The 17,670-nt window shown below is 64.9% G+C and carries 14 protein-coding genes and 1 pseudogene; 4 read left to right on the forward strand and 11 right to left on the reverse strand.

Annotation, left to right across the window (positions count from 1 at the left end; translation table 11 throughout):
- Positions 1 to 2: 2 nt before the first annotated feature.
- From B7D75_RS16210 to B7D75_RS16240, 6 genes are all read right to left on the reverse strand, one after another.
- Complete coding sequence (locus tag B7D75_RS16210) at positions 3 to 1,601, reverse strand: outer membrane protein transport protein (RefSeq protein ID WP_079741318.1); 1,599 nt, start codon at positions 1,599 to 1,601, stop codon at positions 3 to 5.
- Between the two features lie 19 nt (positions 1,602 to 1,620).
- The gene (locus B7D75_RS16215; protein ID WP_107114222.1) at positions 1,621 to 2,646 is read right to left on the reverse strand and encodes a transporter; all 1,026 of its coding nucleotides are present in this window, start codon (positions 2,644 to 2,646) and stop codon (positions 1,621 to 1,623) included.
- Positions 2,647 to 2,685: 39 nt separating this feature from the next.
- On the reverse strand, positions 2,686 to 3,447 hold the full coding sequence (locus B7D75_RS16220) for a C39 family peptidase (RefSeq protein ID WP_003098072.1): 762 nt from the start codon (positions 3,445 to 3,447) through the stop codon (positions 2,686 to 2,688).
- Positions 3,448 to 3,526: 79 nt separating this feature from the next.
- Positions 3,527 to 3,964, reverse strand: coding sequence for a DUF6160 family protein (locus B7D75_RS16225; RefSeq protein WP_003152910.1), 438 nt, complete (start codon positions 3,962 to 3,964; stop codon positions 3,527 to 3,529).
- Positions 3,965 to 4,195: 231 nt separating this feature from the next.
- Entirely contained in the window at positions 4,196 to 6,919 is a 2,724-nt protein-coding gene (locus B7D75_RS16235) for a LuxR C-terminal-related transcriptional regulator (protein WP_012076202.1), read from the reverse strand.
- Positions 6,920 to 6,921: 2 nt separating this feature from the next.
- Complete coding sequence (locus tag B7D75_RS16240; RefSeq protein ID WP_069734894.1) at positions 6,922 to 9,633, reverse strand: LuxR C-terminal-related transcriptional regulator; 2,712 nt, start codon at positions 9,631 to 9,633, stop codon at positions 6,922 to 6,924.
- 164 nt (positions 9,634 to 9,797) lie between these two features.
- Between B7D75_RS16240 and pabB the strand changes: the two genes are divergently transcribed.
- Complete coding sequence (gene pabB, locus B7D75_RS16245; RefSeq protein WP_107114223.1) at positions 9,798 to 11,159, forward strand: aminodeoxychorismate synthase component I; 1,362 nt, start codon at positions 9,798 to 9,800, stop codon at positions 11,157 to 11,159.
- 39 nt (positions 11,160 to 11,198) lie between these two features.
- Here the strand turns inward: pabB and thrH are convergent, their stop codons facing one another.
- Positions 11,199 to 11,816, reverse strand: coding sequence for a bifunctional phosphoserine phosphatase/homoserine phosphotransferase ThrH (gene thrH / locus B7D75_RS16250; protein ID WP_012076205.1), 618 nt, complete (start codon positions 11,814 to 11,816; stop codon positions 11,199 to 11,201).
- 203 nt (positions 11,817 to 12,019) lie between these two features.
- On the opposite strand from thrH, the pseudogene B7D75_RS16255 reads away from it, so the two are divergent.
- A pseudogene (locus B7D75_RS16255) lies at positions 12,020 to 12,753 on the forward strand (phosphoadenylyl-sulfate reductase).
- 63 nt (positions 12,754 to 12,816) lie between these two features.
- On the forward strand, positions 12,817 to 13,164 hold the full coding sequence (locus tag B7D75_RS16260; RefSeq protein WP_003152907.1) for a hypothetical protein: 348 nt from the start codon (positions 12,817 to 12,819) through the stop codon (positions 13,162 to 13,164).
- Positions 13,165 to 13,220: 56 nt separating this feature from the next.
- Here the strand turns inward: B7D75_RS16260 and cysB are convergent, their stop codons facing one another.
- The 4 genes from cysB to B7D75_RS16280 all read right to left on the reverse strand — a co-directional run bounded on the left by cysB (position 13,221) and on the right by B7D75_RS16280 (position 16,271).
- Positions 13,221 to 14,195, reverse strand: coding sequence for an HTH-type transcriptional regulator CysB (cysB, locus tag B7D75_RS16265; RefSeq protein ID WP_034078869.1), 975 nt, complete (start codon positions 14,193 to 14,195; stop codon positions 13,221 to 13,223).
- Between the two features lie 137 nt (positions 14,196 to 14,332).
- Entirely contained in the window at positions 14,333 to 14,830 is a 498-nt protein-coding gene (locus B7D75_RS16270) for a universal stress protein (RefSeq protein WP_003152906.1), read from the reverse strand.
- A 137-nt stretch (positions 14,831 to 14,967) separates the two neighbouring features.
- Positions 14,968 to 15,915 (reverse strand): putative 2-dehydropantoate 2-reductase, encoded by a 948-nt coding sequence (locus tag B7D75_RS16275; protein ID WP_053814118.1) that lies wholly within the window; start codon positions 15,913 to 15,915, stop codon positions 14,968 to 14,970.
- Entirely contained in the window at positions 15,915 to 16,271 is a 357-nt protein-coding gene (locus B7D75_RS16280; RefSeq protein WP_034078932.1) for a thioredoxin family protein, read from the reverse strand. The genes B7D75_RS16275 and B7D75_RS16280 overlap by 1 nt, the downstream gene beginning before the upstream one ends.
- Before the next feature lie 320 nt (positions 16,272 to 16,591).
- Here B7D75_RS16280 and B7D75_RS16285 point away from each other — a divergent pair, with 320 nt between their 5' ends.
- A complete protein-coding gene (locus B7D75_RS16285; RefSeq protein ID WP_034078862.1) occupies positions 16,592 to 17,668 on the forward strand; it encodes a 3-deoxy-7-phosphoheptulonate synthase in 1,077 nt (358 codons plus the stop codon).
- Positions 17,669 to 17,670 lie beyond the last annotated feature (2 nt).

The raw sequence follows: 17,670 nt of genomic DNA on the forward strand, positions 1-17,670 counted from the left end.
CCTCAGAAGGTCGTGCGGTAGGTCATGGCGAAAATATAGGCTTTCACCGTGGTGTCCACGTCCAGACCCGCGTAGGGGTTGTACACCAGGTTGTCGAGCCCGGTGCAGTTCAGGTTGCAGCTGGTGTCGGCCTTGACGCTCTGCTTGGTGACGAAGTAATTGAAGCCGACATCGATCACCGTGTCCTTGTCCCACTGGTAGCCCAGCCCCAGGCCGTAGAGATCGGCGTCGCCGATCGGCACCAGGATGTCTGCCTGGCCCTTGGGAATCGCCGAGGGCCGGTACTCATAGCCGGCGCGCAGCTGCAGGCGATCGTTGACGTCGTACTGCACGCCCATGGCCCAGCTCCAGGTGTCGCGGTAGCCGCGGTCGAGGGTGATGCTGTGGCTGGTGGCATCCTTGGAGTCGAGATATTTGGCGATGCGCAGCAGGTCGAGTTCGCGATCGAACTCGATCTTGAACTCGTTCCAGTCGCTGTAGCCGTTCCATTTCAGGTCGACGTTGAATTGCCATTTCTTGAACGGTCGCACCCGGATCCCGGTGGAGAAGGCGTCCGGGTAGACCATGTTCATCGTCGCGTTGCCGTGTTCCTCGTCGACGTTCCCGTAGGGGAACATCTGCCCGAGAATCGCACCGCCGAGCGACTTGTGCACCCCGGTCCAGAAGCCCTGCCAACCCTGGCCGTAGTCGACCCGGTACTTGCCCTTGAGCTTCATCCGCGACTCGCTCTGGTAGGTCGCGCCCCAGGCGAACCAGTCGGTGGGCTCCCAGAGCACGCCCAGGTTGAAGCTCGGCGACAGCGATTGCTGCATGTCCAGATCGATGTTCGCCAGGTTCTGGAACGGGCCGATGTTGCCGCCACAGACGTTGAAGAACACCTCGAGGATCTCCTGCATCCCCGGCAGGCAGCCGATCTCCTTGGTCTGCTGCAACAACCCGAGCAACTGGTTGGGCGCGCGGAAGTCCTGGTTAAGCGCCACTGCCTGATGGGAGAAGCCCACCGAGAGGCCGACCGACAGCTCGTCGTTGACCTGGTAGGCCAGCGTCGGCGAGAAGTAGGTCAGCCGCTGCAGCGATACCTCGCGCCCCTGGTAACGCGCCGGATCGCTGTCGGAGTCGCGGCTGTAGCCCAGCGCCTGAGGGGTATAGACGTTGGTGGCGAAGGTGAACTTGGAGCCCGGCGGGTTGATCGAGATCCCGGCCAGCGGCGCCACCAGCAGGGGTACTTCGGTCATGCCGCCGAGCCCCGGCAGGTACATGGTCGGGGTCAGGGTCCGGCTGTGGCTGTTGGCGACCGGATCGTCGCGCAGGCCGAAGGTGCCTTCGCCGTAGTTCGGCGGCGCCTTGAAGCCGGCGCGGATATCCATCACCCCGGTCAGCAGCTTCACGGTCGCCTGGCGCCCCTTCATCCTGGTCAGTGCCGCCGGGTTGTAGTGCACCGAGTCGATACCGGTCTCGTCGGCTGTAACAGCGTTGCCGAGAGCCATGGCTTTCGGGTTGCCGATGGTCAGGTCGTTGGCCATCTGTGCGCCGGCCGGCGGAATCCAGGCCAGGCACACCCCTGCCAGCGCCAGCCGCAGCGGCGCAATGCGCATCTTCATAATGGGCCTCGCTCGCGGGTTACTGGGCCTTCAGCCCTTTGATATCCAGGGGTACGGATAACCCCAGCAGTACATCCGGCGAGTCTTCCGTGAGGCCGAAACCGGCGTTGACGTTGACGATGTAGTCCGGCGACGTCCGCAAGCCGAGCGAGAAGTTCATGATGCTGCTGGTCTGTTCGGACGACTCGAACGTACCGGCAGTGGTGTGATAGCGGTTCTTCAGCGTGTAGGCCATCTGGTACGAGGTCGCCAGCGAGACGTCGTAGGACAGCGCGTAGGCCATGCCCATGTTGAAGTTGATCGTGTTGCCGGGCGAGACCTTCTCCAGCCGGGAGTCGTCGGCCAGGGTCTGGTGCACGTCGTCCACCGGCAGGTTCCAGGTGTAGCCGAGCGAGCCGTAGAGGACCACCGGGTCGATCACATAGGACATGTTCGCGCCGAAGCCCAGGCTGTAGTAGCCGTTGCCGGTGGAGATGTCCTTGTCCAGGTTGGTCTTGTAGGGGCTGTCGCCGGTCGGCAGGCCGATGGTGGTGTACAGCGTGGTGACCGGCCGCCCGCGCACCGCCGCCCAGGGCTGCCAGCGCAGGGTCGCGGAGACGTCGCCGAGGCTGTAGGCGTGGGTGTCCATCTCGGTGTCGTACTTGGCCGCCAGCGGCAGGCGGAAGCTGAAGGTAAGGTTGTCCCAGATCCCGTAGTCGAATGTGAAGGAATTGGTGAAAGTGTGCTGGGACTGGCTCTGTCGGCCGGCCAGGCCGTAGATCTGCGTACCGCCGCTGGTGGTGGTCAGCGGCACCAGGGTCAGGCGCTGGTCGCGCACCAGCGCGTAGTCGAAACCGTAGGTGAGGGTCCGCTCGCCTTTCTTCAGCAAGGTGTAGCTCTTCTCGGCGGCCTGGAAGACCTCTTCCAGCGCCTTGGCGCTATCGGCGTCATCCGACTTCTTGGCCAGCGCGTCACGGGCCTGCTCGACCGAGGCCTCCTCGGCGACGGACAGGCCGCTGATGCACAGCAGCAGCGCCGCTGCGCCTGTGTACCCCCTGATTCTCATGGCGCTATCCCCAGAGATTGTTCTTGTTTTGGGTACCTGCTACTTGGTGCGCAGGTGTATGACGTCGCCACCAGTGCCCAGCTCACGGACCTGGTTTTCAGTGATCTTGTTGATCTGCGGAAACTCGCGGAACGCCAGCAGGCTGACGGTGCGGTCGTCCACCAGGCGCATGTCGCGATCGTTCAGCGCCAGCGCGTTGCGGGGCTCCTGCCCACTCGGGAAGATCACGAACAGGACGTTCTGGTCCCAGATTTCCTCGAAGCGCGTCCGGGTGAAGCTGATGTTGCCCAAGGCCGGATCGGCGACGAAGACGTGATCGTTGTAGACATCGCGCACCACCACGAAATGCTTGAAGCCGGCATAGTGGATGGGGACCAGCGCCGGATGCTCGAGAGCGTCCAGGTCGCTGAACTCGGCGCGAAAACCACCGCTCTTGTAGCCCAGCGCAGCGGCGTAGCGCTTCATGTCGAGCAGCGAGAAACCGCGGCGCTGCACGATCTTATCGGCCTCGCCATAGCGCAGCAGCCCTTCCATGACCTGGCGTTCCTCGAGGTTGCGCCCGAGGTAGTAGTCCAGCAGCGTGGTAAGGGCCGCCGAGCCGCAGCTGTAGTCGTAGGCCTGGCGGATGACGTTGCGGAACTGCAGCTGGCTCATCGGTTCCAGCTGCACGGATTCGCGATAGGGGCCATTGGGGGTCAGAGGCTGGCTGAGGTTGACCGTGCCCTGCGGTTGCGGCTTGGTGTCGACCGTCTGGGTGAACCCGAACAGTCCGATCAGACTTCCCAGCAAAATCTCGAACATCGCCCCGTCGTACCTCTTTGGAGAAAGACCCCGCCGATGCCTCGGCGAGGTCTTCGCGTCTCGACCCGGATCGCCTGGATCAGTGACCCCAGACCTTGATGGTGGAACCGGCCATGTTCAGTCCGGAAACGGTCAGCGAACCGATGCTGGCGGCGCTGGTGTCGCCTACCTTGATCGCGCCGACGGTCACGTCGCCGGTGATGGCCGGCAGGCCGATGGCCAGTTGCTGGGTCGACTTGCCACCGATGTCGGCGGTGACCACGTCGATGGTCAGCGGCTTGCTGTCATCGATGGTCAGCGCCGGCAGGCTGATGCTTTCCAGGCGCAGGGAGCCGCCGTTGGTATCGGTGTCGGTATAGGTCACGGCTCCCACGGAGCCCTGGAAGGTACCGGAAATGCTGATGCCTGCCTGACCGGTCACGTCGGACAGCGCGCCATCGTCCATGGCTTTCAGGTCGGCATGCGCCAGCAAGGGAGCAGCCAGAACAGCAGTTGCAAGGAACAGGTGCTTTTTCATTGTTATTTCTCCAGTGTTCAGGTGTGGTTTGCCCCAGGGCACTGCCGTTTGCATCCTCTCCCCGGCAGGTCGACCGGCGTTTCGCCGATCTCCAGGTCCGGGACTGCTTCCCTAGGTGTCCCGGACATGGATGCGGTAGAGCGTCATGCTCTCTCGTCCCGGTTTCCAAGCTACTGGGCCACCCCCTGCACCGCCAGCCCATCCAAGGGATGGAGCGATGGCGGGACATATTCACGCCTCGCTCAGCAACCCCAGGCTTTTACCCTTTAGTACGGCTTGCGTTCTGCTCTTCACCCCCAGCTTGGCGAACAGGTTGTGCAGGTGCCATTTGATGGTGGCTTCCGACAGGTGCACCGCCTGCGCGATATCACGATTCGACAAGCCCGCCGCCACCAGCCGCAGGATTTCCCGTTCGCGATGGCTAACATCCTGATTTTCATCGAAACTCTCCGGATCCACGGAGAGTTTCCGGCACTGTTCGCGAAGCAGGTCGGCCAGTCCCTGCCAGGCTGCCGCGCGCTTGGGCTCCGCCTCCCGCCAGCTTTCCCACATCGGCAGCAACCACAAAGCATCGTCCTGGAACAGCCGCCGGTAGCCGAGATTCCAGGCTTCCTCGAGCGTGGCGAGGAACAGGCCGATGGCTTTTTCGCTGTTACCTTTCTGCCAATACGCCACAGAAAGTAACAGGGACAAACGCAGCCGCCGGTCCCTCTGGTAGGCCGAAGAGTAGCCGGCCAGACAGCCTTCCAGCTTGCTCTGGGCGCGTTCGGCATGCCGCTCGGACAATGCCAGGCGCGCCTCCGCCAGGACCAGGGCGGTCTGCGCGTCGGCATGCCGTTCGCCGGAGAGCCCGGCCAGGTGTCGTTCCAGTTGCAGGCAGACCCGTTCGGCCTCGTTGGGCCGGCGCAGCCACAGAAGGAACTGCACCTTGCAGCTCATGGCATGAGCGTAGACGCGCTCGTAGCCAGGCGAGAGCAAGCCGCCCAGCCACTCGTCGAGTTGCGCCAGGCCCTGTTCGGCGGCGCCGGAAAAGAAGCGCGCCCTGGCCATCACCAACTGGCCGCGGCTGAGCAGTTCGACGGGTGTCGCAACGTCCCGCCAGACCGTCGCCAGCGGTAGCTCGGCAAGCACGCCGGCGTGCCGGTCCTGCTCGTAGAGCAGATCGGCGTAGGCCAGCGACAGCGGACCGCCGACCCGGCTGCGGCGACCGAAGACCTGCTCGACCCGGTTGCGCGCCGACTCGGCGATCGCCCTTCCCCGCTCCAGGTCGCCGCTCTCCTTGCAGATCAGCGACTCGATCAGGCTGGTCACCACCTGCAGGTATTCGCTGTCGGCGACCTTCAGGTCCTCACGCGCCGAACCGATGGCGCCGGCAGCCTCGGCGTAGTCGCCGAGCAGGGCGTACGCCGAGGCCTGCACGCAGAGCAGGCTGGCGCGGAACACCGGCTGGTTGCTCGGCACCATCGACAGCCAGTGACGGGCGACCTTCAGGCAGGCTTCCAGCTTGTCCTGGTAGAGCAGCACCAGGGCCTTGAGCACCTGGGCCGCGGCGAGCAACTCACCGAGGCCGAAATGCATGACCTTGCCGCGTCCCTGCAGGAGACGGTGGCTGACCTCTTCGATCAGCGCCTCGGCCTCGGCGAAACGCTGCTCGAACGCCAGTTGCCAGGCGTAGAAGATCTGGAACACCGGATGTTCGCGGATCACCTCGGAAGGAATGCCGTTGAGCATGCCGAGGATGCCGTACACCCGGTTGCCGGCGATCAGGCGCGCGCCCTGCCGCTCCAGCAGTTCGGCGGCGAACAGGTAGTCGCGGGCGCGCAGGGCATACTTGATCGCCCGGTCGGCCATGTCGCGCCCCTCGCACCAGCGCGCCGCCGCGTGCAGCAACGGGGTCGGGTCGGCATGCCGGGACAGGCGCCCCTGGAGGAACTCGGCGAACAGGTGGTGATAGCGGAACCACTCGCGCTGGTCGTCCAGGGCGATGACGAACAACTGCTCGTTCTGCAGGCGCATGAGCATGTCCAGGCCATCGCGGCGGCCGGTCAGCGCGTTGCACAACTCGGCGTTGAACTCGTCGAGCACCGAGGTCTGGTCGAGGAACAGCTGCAGGTCGGCGGGCAGGCTGGCCAGTACGTCCTCGGCCAGGTAGTCGGCGATGTTCCGTTCGGTCCCCGAGAGACCACGGAGGAAGCCTTCCCGATCGGTATTGCGGCTCAACGCCAGGGCTGCCAGGTGCAGCGCCGTGATCCAGCCCTCGGTGCGCTTGAACAGCAGCTTGAGCTCGCGCTCGCCCAGATCCAGCCCCTTGAGTTCGAGGAGGAAGGCATCGCTTTCCTCGCGCGAAAGGCGCAGGTCTTCCGCGCTCAGGCAGAAGGTCCAGGGCTTGAGGGTCGGTTCGTCGACCAGGAAGCGCGGCCGGAAACGGGTCGAGGCGACCACCCGCACATGGTCGGGTAGGTTCTCCACCAGGTAACGGACGCCATGCGGCAAGGCGGCGTGGCGAATCCGGTGGAAATCATCGAGGAACAGGTACAGCGGCCCCTCCAGGCGCCGCAGGTCGGCGAGGAAGGCATCCAGGATACCCTCCAGCGGTACCGCGACATCGGCCCCCAGGAGGTTGGCGGTATTGCCGCCGAAGGTCGGCACCACGCTCTGGATGCTCGCCAGCAGGTACTGGATGAGACGCTGCGGCTCGCTGTCGGTCTCGTCGCAGGACAACCAGGCCACCGCCGCGCCCTGCTCCAGCAGACGCAGGCGCAGCTGGCAGAGGATGGTGCTCTTGCCGAACCCGGCCGGCGCGCTGAGGACCAGCGCGCGCCGCGCGCGGGCTTCGTACAGGCGGTCGATCAGCGCCTGCCGGGGCAGCAGCGGGAGTCCGCCGGCGTTCGGCGGGAACAGCTTGGTCTGCAACAGCGGAATGGCGCTGGCGGAAGCTCCGTCGCGAATCGTCATGGTCAGAGCAGGCTCAATTCGCGGGCCCGCCGGATCGCCTGGGTGCGATTGCGCACCTTGAGCTTTTCGTAGATGTTGTGCAGATGCCATTTGACGGTCCCCAGGGCCAGCGACAGGCGCTGGCCTATTTCTTCGTTGGATAGGCCCTGTGCGGCCAGGCAGACCACTTCGCGCTCGCGCTCCGTCAGTCCTTCCTCGAGCGCATCCTGGGGTTTGCGCACGCCCTGCCCCGGCCAGATGCCGAGCAGGCCACGGATGAACGCCTGCAATGCCGGCTGGCGCTCGGTGGACTCGAGCTGCTGGAGCAACTGGCGGATTCCCTCGCCCTCTTCGACGAAGAGGCTGCGCACCCCTTCGCGCTCGGCGTTGATCAGGCATTCGCCGAGCAGGCTGTTGGCCCGTTCCTGGTAGCCCAGGCGCTGGTAGCTGAGCGCCGCCAGGATGTCCAGGCGCAGACGCTGCAGGCCGTGCCAGCCGGGCTGCAGGGTGCCGCGCAACTGAGTGATCTCGTGCAAGGCTTCGCTGAAATGCCCGCGCCCCTGCAACAGGCGCACACGGGTCACGCCCAGCGACCAGTTGACCGGGTTGAAGGCCATGTTGCGGTAGTGCGCGGCCATCTTGTTCCAGTCCACGCTCTTCAGCCGCTGCTCGGCGCGCTTCAGGCGATCGGGCCCGATGTCCTGAAGGATCAGGTTGATCTCCTCGGCCATGGCCTGGGCGAAGAAACGCCACGACTGGTTGCGCGAAGCCAGGGCCTGCATCGCCGCAAGGCTGGCCAGTGCCTCCTTCGGGCGACCGAGCAGGCGCTGGGTGCGCGCCAGGCAGATCTGTCCCTGGGCATAGAAGTCGATCGGGTTGATCACGTCCACATGTCCCAGCGCCCAGCCCAGACGCTCCTCGAGGCCCTCTAGCTCGACCCGGTAGTAGGCGGTCAGGGCTTCGGTGATGGTGGGCAGGGCCAGGGCGCTCCTGGACTTCTCGAACAGAGGCTGGGCGCGTTGCCGGAGCCGCTCGATGAGAAGTTGCGCCTGCTTCACCTGGCCCTGCTCCAGGGCCAGGATCACCTCGACGTTGGCCAGCTGCATGTCCAGGTAGCGCCCTTCGAGGAAATGATTGCGCTGCTGCGCCAGCCCCAGCAGGCGTCGCGCCTGGTCGGCCTGGCCGCGCACCACCTGGGCCAGCGCGGCGGTGATCAGAACAGCCACTTCGAGGAAGGCGGCGTTCTGGCCGAGCTGTACCTCCACCCGGCGCGCCAGGGAGATGCACAGTTCCAGGTCATCCTTCTGCAGCGCGACCACGGCTTTCACCGCCAGCGCCGACAGGTACTGGTCGCCCATCGGACCGTCGCCGCGACTTTCGCCCCAACGCGCGAGCAGCTCGTCGATGATCCGGTTGGCGTCGCCCAGGCTCAGGTCGCTGGCGCGCGACCAGGCATCGGTGAGCACCAGGATCGGATAACGTTCGGCAATTTCGTCCGGCACGTGCTTGCGCCAACGATAGATCAGGCTGAGCTGCCCGCGGTTGATCAGTTCCAGGCCGCAACCGTCGACCAGCGCGGCGATCATTTCCGGATCCTCCGCGGCGCAGGCGTGCTCGATGGCGAAGGTGGGCATGTGGTGGTTGGTGAACCACAGGCTGGCGTTGAAATGCAGTTGCTTGAAGCGGTCCGGGTCGGACTCGCGCAGGCGGGTACGGAGGAACTCGGCGAACAGCAGGTGGAAGCGATACCACTGCCGCTCGCGATCCAGCGGCAGGAGAAAGAGCTGCATGGATTCCAGGCGTTCCAGCAGCGCCTGGCCGTCCTGCCGCCCGGTCAGGGCATTGGCCAGGTCACCGCTCAACTGGCTGGCCACCCCCAATGCCAGCAGCGCTTGCTGCAGGTCGTCGGGCAGGCGCTCGAAGACCGCCGCCAGCAGATAGGCGCTGACCGCTTGCTTGTCGCCGTCCAGCAGGGCCATCTGCTGATCCTGGACTTGCGGCTGCTGGCGCAGCCACAGGCTGACGAGATGTACGCCGACCACCCAGCCCTCGGTCTGGCCATGCAGCGCCTTGAGGCAGGCCTCGTCCAGGTAGAGCCCGCTGCGCTCGAGGTATTCGCGGGTTTCCTCGAAACCGAGGCGCAATTCCTCGACGCCGATCTCCAGCAACAGCCCCTTGGCCCGCCAGGTGGCCAGGCTCAATGGCGGCTGCGAGCGCGTGCCCAGGGCCAGGACCAGACCGGGTGGCGCGTACTGCACCAGGCGGTTGAGGCCGGCGAAAATGTCGGGGTTGCTCACCAGGTGCAGGTCGTCCAGCACCAGCAGCAGGGGCCGCGCATGGCGATTGAGCTCGCCGAGCAGGCTTTCGATGACCGCCACCACCGGTACCCGCATGGTGTTCTGCAGATAGGACTGGGCGTCGTCGCCCAACTGCGGTACAGCTTCGCCAACGGCTTCGATGAGTTGCCGGCAGAAACGCGCGGGATCGTCGTCCTCCTCGGCCAGCGACAGCCAGGCCACCGCCTGGTCTGCTACAGTGCGCTCCCTGGCCAGGGCCGCGAGCGCACAGGTCTTGCCGAAGCCGGCAGGCGCGGAAAACATCAGAACGCGGGAATGAGGGTTGCGATCCAGCAGAGCGCGGATCGCGGGGCGAAGAGAATATTCGGCTGGCACCTGAGGCGGCACTATTCTGGAGCGCGAAAGGCTGCCGGCTGCTGGATCCTGTACTGCATCCACGGCCTGTATCCCTGTGTCATTATCATTGTGGTACGGAGCCAAATCTCCGTGGGATATTTCCATAATTAGCAGATCACCCTTCTTACGTAAACTGAAGAAATGGCTCTAGGATCGACGATTCCGGCGAACTAGAATTCCTGACTGTCCCACTACCCCCACTTTCCATGCCCAGTTGTCATGTTCACCCGTTGCCCTACCACAGCGACCCGAGCTGTCGTTTCGCCATCATCCACGAGGCTCCCGGCGCGGTAATGCTCGATTCGGGTCGCCCTGTCGCTACCCGTGGACGCTATGACCTTATGAGCGCCTGGCCATTGGCAGAACTGGCGCCACTGCCCGACGAATCGGCCAACCGCTTCTTCGCCCGCCTGCGCGAAGCCGGCAGGAGCCTCGCTCCGGCAACGATTCCGCCGCCCCACGAACTGCCCTTCGCCGGCGGTCTGCTGGGCTATCTTTCCTATGATCTGGGCCGCCGCATCGAACGCATCGGCGAGCACGCCCGTGACGACCTGCACCTACCCCTGGCCGCCGTCGGGCTGTATGCCTGGGCTCTGATCAGCGACCACCAGGCCGGCACCAGTCAACTGGTGTTCCACCCATGCGTGGATGAAGGGGAGCGCCAGCGCCTGATCAGTCTTTTTAGCGAAGAAATGGCAGGCGCGAACGGCAGCTTCCAGCTTCTGGGAAAATTCCGACGAAGCATTAGCCGATCCGACTATCGGGCCTCGATCCGGCGCATCCAGGACTACATCCAGGCCGGCGACTGCTACCAGGTGAACTACAGCCAGCGCTTCCAGGCCGCCTGCAGCGGCTCGCCCTGGGCGGCCTACCAGGCCCTGCGTCGCGCCTGCCCGACGCCGTTTTCCGGCTACCTGCGCCTGACCGGCGGGGCGATCCTCAGCCTCTCGCCGGAGCGCTTCCTCAGGCTCAGCCAGGGGCAGGTGGAGACCCGCCCGATCAAGGGCACCCGCCCCCGTGGCGAGACGCCTGCGGAGGATACGGCGCTGGGCGCCTCGCTGCTGTCCAGCCCCAAGGACCGCGCGGAAAACCTGATGATCGTCGACCTCCTGCGCAACGACCTCGGCCGCAGCTGCCGCCCCGGCAGCGTGCGGGTGCCGGAACTGTTCGCCCTGGAAAGCTACCCCAACGTGCACCACCTGGTGAGCAGCGTCACCGGCGAACTGGCGTCCGACAAGGACGCCCTCGACCTGCTGGAAGGCAGCTTTCCCGGGGGCTCGATCACCGGCGCCCCGAAGATCCGCGCCATGCAGATCATCGACGAACTGGAGCCGAGTCGCCGCGGCATCTACTGCGGCAGCCTGTTCTACCTGGACGTGCGTGGCGAGATGGACAGCTCGATCGCCATCCGCACCCTGTTGGTCAAGGATGGCCAGGTCAGTTGCTGGGGCGGCGGCGGCATCGTCGCCGATTCACGCTGGGAAGAGGAATACCAGGAGACCCTGGACAAGGTCAGGGTCCTGCTGGACACCCTGGAAGGGCTGGCCGCCAGCCGCCCGCTGGAATAAAAGAAGCCCGCGGCAGGCGGGCTTCTTCCGCGGCATCGGTTACAGGCTCAGTGAACGACTGGAAGCCTTGAGGAACTCGCGCTTGAGGTCTTCGTAGCTATGCACCGCGGGAAACTGCGGGAACTCGCGGATCACGTTTTCCGGCGCATGGAAAAGGATACCGGCATGGGCCTCGGACAGCATGCTGGTGTCGTTGTAGGAGTCGCCGGCGGCGATCACACGATAGTAGAGGCTCTTGAAGGCGATCACCGACTGTCGCTTGGGATCTTTCTGGCGCAACTGGTAGCCGACCACGCGGTCGCTTTCGTCGATCTCCAGCTTGTGGCACAGCAGGGTCGGAAAGCCCAACTGGCGCATCAGCGGCTGGGAGAACTCATAGAAGGTGTCGGAGAGGATGACCACCTGGAAGCGCTCGCGCAGCCAGTCGACGAACTCCACCGCGCCTTCCAGCGGCTTCAGCGTGGCGATCACCTCCTGGATGTCGCCCAGCTTCAGGCCATGCTCGTCGAGGATGCGCAGGCGCTGCTTCATCAGCACGTCATAGTCCGGGATGTCGCGGGTTGTCGCCTTCAGCGCGTCGATGCCGGTTTTCTCCGCAAACGCGATCCAGATTTCCGGAACCAGCACGCCTTCCAGGTCAAGACAGGCAATTTCCACAGGACTCTCCTCGAAATTCACTGAACGATGGGGTGACGACGGACGCGGCACTCTAGCCGCTCGCCGACGGCAAGGCAACGCCAGCTTATTCCACGAACGAAGGTAGACAAAGGTAAATGGTTATTTAGGGCCATATGCCGCCCTTTGCTACCATTCCCGCCACAGAGCGCGACAGCGCCGCCCAGCACCAGGACCCCAGCCCGATGAGCCAGCCGTTTGACGTTCCCGCCCTCGCCTCCCGCCTTGCCGACCAATCCCCCAGGAGATCCTGAAAGCCGCCTTCGAACATTTCGGCGATGACCTGTGGATCTCCTTCAGCGGCGCCGAAGACGTCGTCCTGGTGGACATGGCCTGGAAGCTCAACCGCAACGTGAAGGTGTTCAGCCTCGATACCGGCCGCCTGCATCCGGAAACCTACCGTTTCATCGACCAGGTCCGCGAACACTACGGCATCGCCATCGACGTGCTCTCCCCCGACCCGCGCCTGCTCGAACCGCTGGTCAGGGAAAAGGGCCTGTTCAGCTTCTACAGGGATGGCCATGGCGAGTGCTGCGGAGTGCGCAAGATCGAACCGCTCAAGCGCAAGCTCGCCGGCGTTCGCGCCTGGGCCACCGGCCAGCGACGCGACCAGAGCCCTGGCACGCGCAGCCAGGTAGCGGTGCTGGAGATCGACGGTGCCTTTTCCACCGCGGAAAAGCCGCTGTACAAGTTCAACCCGCTGTCGGCCATGACCAGCGAGGAAGTCTGGGGCTACATCCGCATGCTCGAGCTGCCCTACAACAGCCTGCACGAGCGCGGCTACATCAGTATCGGCTGCGAGCCCTGCACCCGCCCCGTGCTGCCCAACCAGCACGAGCGCGAGGGCCGCTGGTGGTGGGAGGAAGCCACCCACAAGGAATGCGGCCTGCACGCCGGCAATCTGATCAGCAAGGCCTGAAAGCGTCGATAGGCGTATGCAATCGGGGTAAAGTGCGGGTCGAACCCCGAGCGGAGACCCAGCATGCGCATCACCATGGTCAAGAAAGTCCTCGCCGACGGCGAGGACTGCCGCAAGTGCAAGGAAGTCCGGCAACGCCTGGAGCAAGGCGGCTACCTGCCGCGCATCCATCGCACCCTGGTGGCCGACGAGCGCGACCCGAACAGCGTCGGCTGGATGGTGGCCGCGCAGTATGGCGTGGACACCGCACCGTTCTTCGTGGTTCGCCACGACGACGGGCGCGAGCAGGTCTACACCGTGTTCATGAGCTTCCTCCATGAAATCCTCGAACCGCAGGCGGAGAAAGCCGCGGATGCCGATCGCGAGGCCCTGGCCAGGCTGGCCGGACGCGACAATCTCGACATGCTCTGAAGGCCGGCCATGAAAAAGCCCAGCCTGGCGCCGGGCTTTTTCATGGCTGGAGGCGATCAGTAGACCGGCAGCTCGATACCGTCGAACAGCTCGTCCAGCTCGGCCTTGTTGTGGCACTGCACGGCCTTGGCCAGCAGTTCGCGGGTCAGGTGCGGGGCGAATTTCTCGATGAAATCGCACATGAAGCCGCGCAGGAAGGTGCCGCGGCGGAAGCCGATCTTGGTCACGCTGGACTCGAAGAGGTGGCTGGCGTCGAGAGTCACCAGGTCGTTGTCGAGCTTCGGGTCGACCGCCATGTGCGCCACGATACCCACCCCCAGGCCCAGCCTCACGTAGGTCTTGATCACGTCGGCGTCGGCGGCGGTGAACACCACCTTGGGCACTAGGCCGCGCTGGCTGAATGCCTCGTCGAGCTTGGAGCGCCCGGTGAAGCCGAACACGTAGGTGACGATCGGCTGCTCGGCCAGGGCTTCCAGGGTCAGCTTCGGCAGCTTGGTCAGTGGATGGCCATGGGGCACGATCACGCAACGGTTCCAGCGATAGCAGGGCATCATGATCAGGTCGCCGAACAGTTCCAGCGCCTCGGTGGCGATGGCGAAGTCGACGGTGCCGTCGGCGGCCATCTCGGCGATCTGCATCGGCGTACCCTGGTGCATGTGCAGGGAAACGTCCGGATACTGCTTGATGAACCCACTGATCACGTGGGGTAGCGCGTATCGCGCCTGGGTGTGGGTGGTGGCGATGGACAGCGTGCCCTTCTTCTCGTTGGAGAACTCCTGGGCGATCTGCTTGATGCTCTCGACCTTGCGCAGGATCTCGCCCGCGGTATGGATGATCCGCTCGCCCGCCGGCGTCACCCGGGTCAGGTGCTTGCCGCTGCGCGCGAACACCTCGACGCCCAGTTCGTCCTCCAGCAGGCGGATCTGCTTGCTGATGCCCGGCTGCGAGGTGTAGAGGCTCTGCGCCGTGGCGGAGACGTTGAGGTCGTGGTGCGCAACCTCCCAGATATAGCGCAGTTGCTGAAGCTTCATGGAGATTCCTCGAAAAGGTTGTCGCGACCGGCGATCAAGAACCGTAGGTATATAACCATATTAATGGTTTGAGGAATAAAATTAGACGTTTTTTCTGATTCTGCACGCTTTATTCGCCAGGCCGGTCGCGCCGCGATTCACAGGTCGCGGCTGCGGTGCTGCAGCATCGGCACCAGATAGACCGGCACTTCGGCCAGTTGCACCAGGCGCGCCGCGGTCCGTCCCAGCGGCGTGTCAAGCTGGGTGCCGTGGCTGTGGCTACCGGCGACGATCAGGTCGACGGCCAGCCGTTCCGCCTCGTCGAGGATCATCTGCGGAGGATCGCCCTGTACCACCCGCACGCTCTTGACCAGCGCGGCGTCCTGGGGCAATTCGCCAAGCTCGTCGCGAAAACCTTCCAGGACACGCTTCTCGATGCTCTCCATGACGTTGTCCAGACCCTGCGTGCGAAGGTCCTGCAGGCGCTCGGTGTCCAGGTAGGTCTGCAGGACCGACTCGGCGAACAACCCGAGCGGCTCCACCACATGGACGACATAGAGTTCGGCATTGTAGGCGCGGGTCAACGACAGGGCGTGCTGCAGGACGTACGGGGCATAGAGCCCCAGGTCGGTGGCATAGAGAATCGAACGAATCATGCGGCCTCCTCGACAGCCTGCGCGGCGGGCCTCATTGGCAGATTAGCAGCAAGCATCCATTCTCCTAGCGTTCCCTGCTGTTTCGGGCTTTTTCCAGCCATGTCGCCGAGCGCCCCATCCAGGGGCGTCGCGTTTGTTCAGCGTCCTCGCGCTTCGAGGAAGCGCAACGCCTGGTGCAGCGCCTGTACCCTGGGCATGTCGCATCCCGTGGCGGCGGCCCGCGCCAGAGGTGCAGCATAGATCGCCGCGAGTTCCAGCGGACGCCGCTGAGCGAAGTCGTGGTACATGCTCGGGCGATAATCGGGCATCCGCTCGGTCGCCGCCAGCAACTGTCCGGCATAGCCAGGCGGCAGGACGAAGCCGCAGGCAGCGGCGGCGTCGATGACCTCCTGCATCATCGCCTCGATCAGCGCCCGGCTGTCCGGGTCGGCCATCAGCGGCGCGGTGCTGCTGTCCAGCAATACCGACAGCCCGTTGTAGGGGATGTTCCACACCAGCTTCTGCCAGCGCGCCTGCTCCAGGTCCGGCATCGCCGTCGATTCCAGGCCGGCGGCGCGGAACAGCGCGGCCCCCTCCTCGACGATCTCGCCTCGTCGCGACTGCTCGGCCGGGCCGGAATGATAGCCGAGGTTCACCCCGCCATAAGCCTGGTGCTCGATCACTCCCGGCTCGCTGCGGTGCACGCAGATGAAACAGAGGCCGCCGAGCAGATGCAGGCTTTCGGGCAGCAACGGGCGCAACTGTTCCTCGACGCCCAGGCCGTTCTGCAACAGCAGCACCTTCGCGCCCTCCGCCGCCGCCGCGCTGATCAGCGGCGCGAGCTGGGCGTTGCTGGTGGTCTTGGCGCCCACCAGCAACCAGTCGCAGGGCGGCATGTCCTGCGCCGAATGGTAGGCCTGGACCGGCGCCAGGCGCCGCGTACCATGCACCGCGCTGTTCAGGGTCAGGCCGGCGCGACTGACCGCCTCGAACTCGCTGCGCAGGAGAAAATGCACATCGTGGCCGGCATGCGCCAGCATCGATCCATAGAAGCCGCCGATGGCTCCCGTACCGATGATGCCGATCCGCCGCTGCGTTGGTTTCATCAGGGCAACTCCTCAGGTGAACCGGACAATCCCGCCAGTACCGCGCCCCGCAGGGCCTCGCGTTGCAGCGGGACATTCAAGGCGCCGTGGAAACGGCCGTCGCGAACCACGAACAGGGCTGGCAGGTGGAAAACCCCGTAGCGCTCCACCAGTCCGCCGTTGCGGCCGGCATCCACCCAGCACAGGCGCTCGACGGGGAGATCCAGGTCACCGAGGTGACGCCGCGCCCATCGGCAGGAGGCGCACCCTTCGCCGGTGAAAACCAGCAGGGAAACCCCTGGCAGGGCGAGCAATCGCTGGTCGGCGTCCAGATCGGTGAGTTCCAGGGACGGCACGCTGTTGACCTCGGTAGAGATGGATTGGGAAAAGCGCTGCCGGTGCGTTCGCCGCTGCTCCCGCCGAGCGTTGGGCCAGGGCCCCGCCTCGCCTGCGGGCGCCGCGCCACCGTAGCGCCTGCACACTATCGACCGCGGCGGCGGCGCCTGCAACTGCGGCGACGCCTGGGCGAAGAAATCTCCCGGCGCGCGGGAAAAACCCCGCCCATCCGCGTCCGGCCCATTGTCTAGGCCCGGCCCGACACGTTAAGGTTCGTCTCCCCGCTTGCGAACTTCATGCCTGCGCCCTTTCGCAGGGGGACTCCCGGCGGCCGGCGCCCGTGACCTGATTGAGTACCACGATGGCTGATTTACAGATCGACGACCTTAACGTTGCCTCCAACGAGACCCTGATCACGCCGGAGCAGCTCAAGCGTGAAATCCCCCTGACCGACAAGGCCCTGCAGACCGTGGCCCACGGTCGCCAGGTGGTGCGCGACATCCTCGACGGCAAGGACCACCGTCTGTTCGTGGTGATCGGCCCGTGCTCCATCCACGACATCAAGGCCGCCCATGAATACGCCGACCGCCTCAAGGCACTCGCGGCCGAAGTGGCGGATACGCTGTTCCTGGTCATGCGCGTGTACTTCGAGAAGCCACGTACCACGGTCGGCTGGAAAGGCCTGATCAACGATCCGTACCTGGACGACTCGTTCAAGATCCAAGATGGCCTGCACATCGGCCGGCAACTGCTCCGCGACCTCGCCGAGAAAGGCCTGCCCACCGCTACCGAAGCGCTCGACCCGATCTCCCCGCAGTACCTGCAGGACCTGATCAGCTGGTCGGCGATCGGCGCGCGCACCACCGAATCGCAAACCCACCGCGAGATGGCCTCCGGCCTGTCGTCCGCGGTCGGTTTCAAGAATGGTACCGACGGCAGCCTGACCGTGGCGATCAACGCCCTGCAATCGGTCTCCAGCCCGCACCGTTTCCTCGGCATCAACCAGCAGGGCGGCGTATCCATCGTCACCACCAAGGGCAACCGCTACGGCCACGTGGTGCTGCGCGGCGGCAACGGCAAGCCGAACTACGACTCGGTCAGCGTCGCCCTCTGCGAACAGGACCTGAACAAGGCTAAGGTCCCGCTGAACATCATGGTCGACTGCAGCCACGCCAACTCCAACAAGGACCCGGCCCTGCAACCGCTGGTGATGGACAACGTCAGCAACCAGATCGTCGAGGGTAACAATTCGATCGTCGGCCTGATGGTGGAAAGCCACCTGGGCTGGGGCAGCCAGCCGATCCCGAAGGACCTCGGCCAGTTGCAGTACGGCGTCTCCATCACCGACGCCTGCATCGACTGGGCGGCCACCGAGAAGAGTATCCGCGGCATGCACGCCAAGCTCAGGGACGTATTGCCGAAACGCCAGCGCGGCTGAGC

The sequence above is a fragment of the Pseudomonas paraeruginosa genome, from assembly GCF_003025345.2.
In the GTDB taxonomy this organism is placed as follows: Bacteria; Pseudomonadota; Gammaproteobacteria; order Pseudomonadales; family Pseudomonadaceae; genus Pseudomonas; species Pseudomonas paraeruginosa.

What these genes read in the sequence shown, in the direction of transcription:
- pabB (WP_107114223.1), top strand. Translation starts at nt 9,798, where the DNA reads ATGCCCAGTTGTCATGTTCACCCGTTGCCCTACCACAGCGACCCGAGC.
- B7D75_RS16210 (WP_079741318.1), bottom strand. Translation starts at nt 1,601, where the DNA reads ATGAAGATGCGCATTGCGCCGCTGCGGCTGGCGCTGGCAGGGGTGTGC.
- cysB (WP_034078869.1), bottom strand. Translation starts at nt 14,195, where the DNA reads ATGAAGCTTCAGCAACTGCGCTATATCTGGGAGGTTGCGCACCACGAC.
- B7D75_RS16215 (WP_107114222.1), bottom strand. Translation starts at nt 2,646, where the DNA reads ATGAGAATCAGGGGGTACACAGGCGCAGCGGCGCTGCTGCTGTGCATC.
- B7D75_RS16270 (WP_003152906.1), bottom strand. Translation starts at nt 14,830, where the DNA reads ATGATTCGTTCGATTCTCTATGCCACCGACCTGGGGCTCTATGCCCCG.
- B7D75_RS16275 (WP_053814118.1), bottom strand. Translation starts at nt 15,915, where the DNA reads ATGAAACCAACGCAGCGGCGGATCGGCATCATCGGTACGGGAGCCATC.
- B7D75_RS16235 (WP_012076202.1), bottom strand. Translation starts at nt 6,919, where the DNA reads ATGACGATTCGCGACGGAGCTTCCGCCAGCGCCATTCCGCTGTTGCAG.
- B7D75_RS16225 (WP_003152910.1), bottom strand. Translation starts at nt 3,964, where the DNA reads ATGAAAAAGCACCTGTTCCTTGCAACTGCTGTTCTGGCTGCTCCCTTG.
- B7D75_RS16285 (WP_034078862.1), top strand. Translation starts at nt 16,592, where the DNA reads ATGGCTGATTTACAGATCGACGACCTTAACGTTGCCTCCAACGAGACC.
- B7D75_RS16220 (WP_003098072.1), bottom strand. Translation starts at nt 3,447, where the DNA reads ATGTTCGAGATTTTGCTGGGAAGTCTGATCGGACTGTTCGGGTTCACC.
- B7D75_RS16260 (WP_003152907.1), top strand. Translation starts at nt 12,817, where the DNA reads ATGCGCATCACCATGGTCAAGAAAGTCCTCGCCGACGGCGAGGACTGC.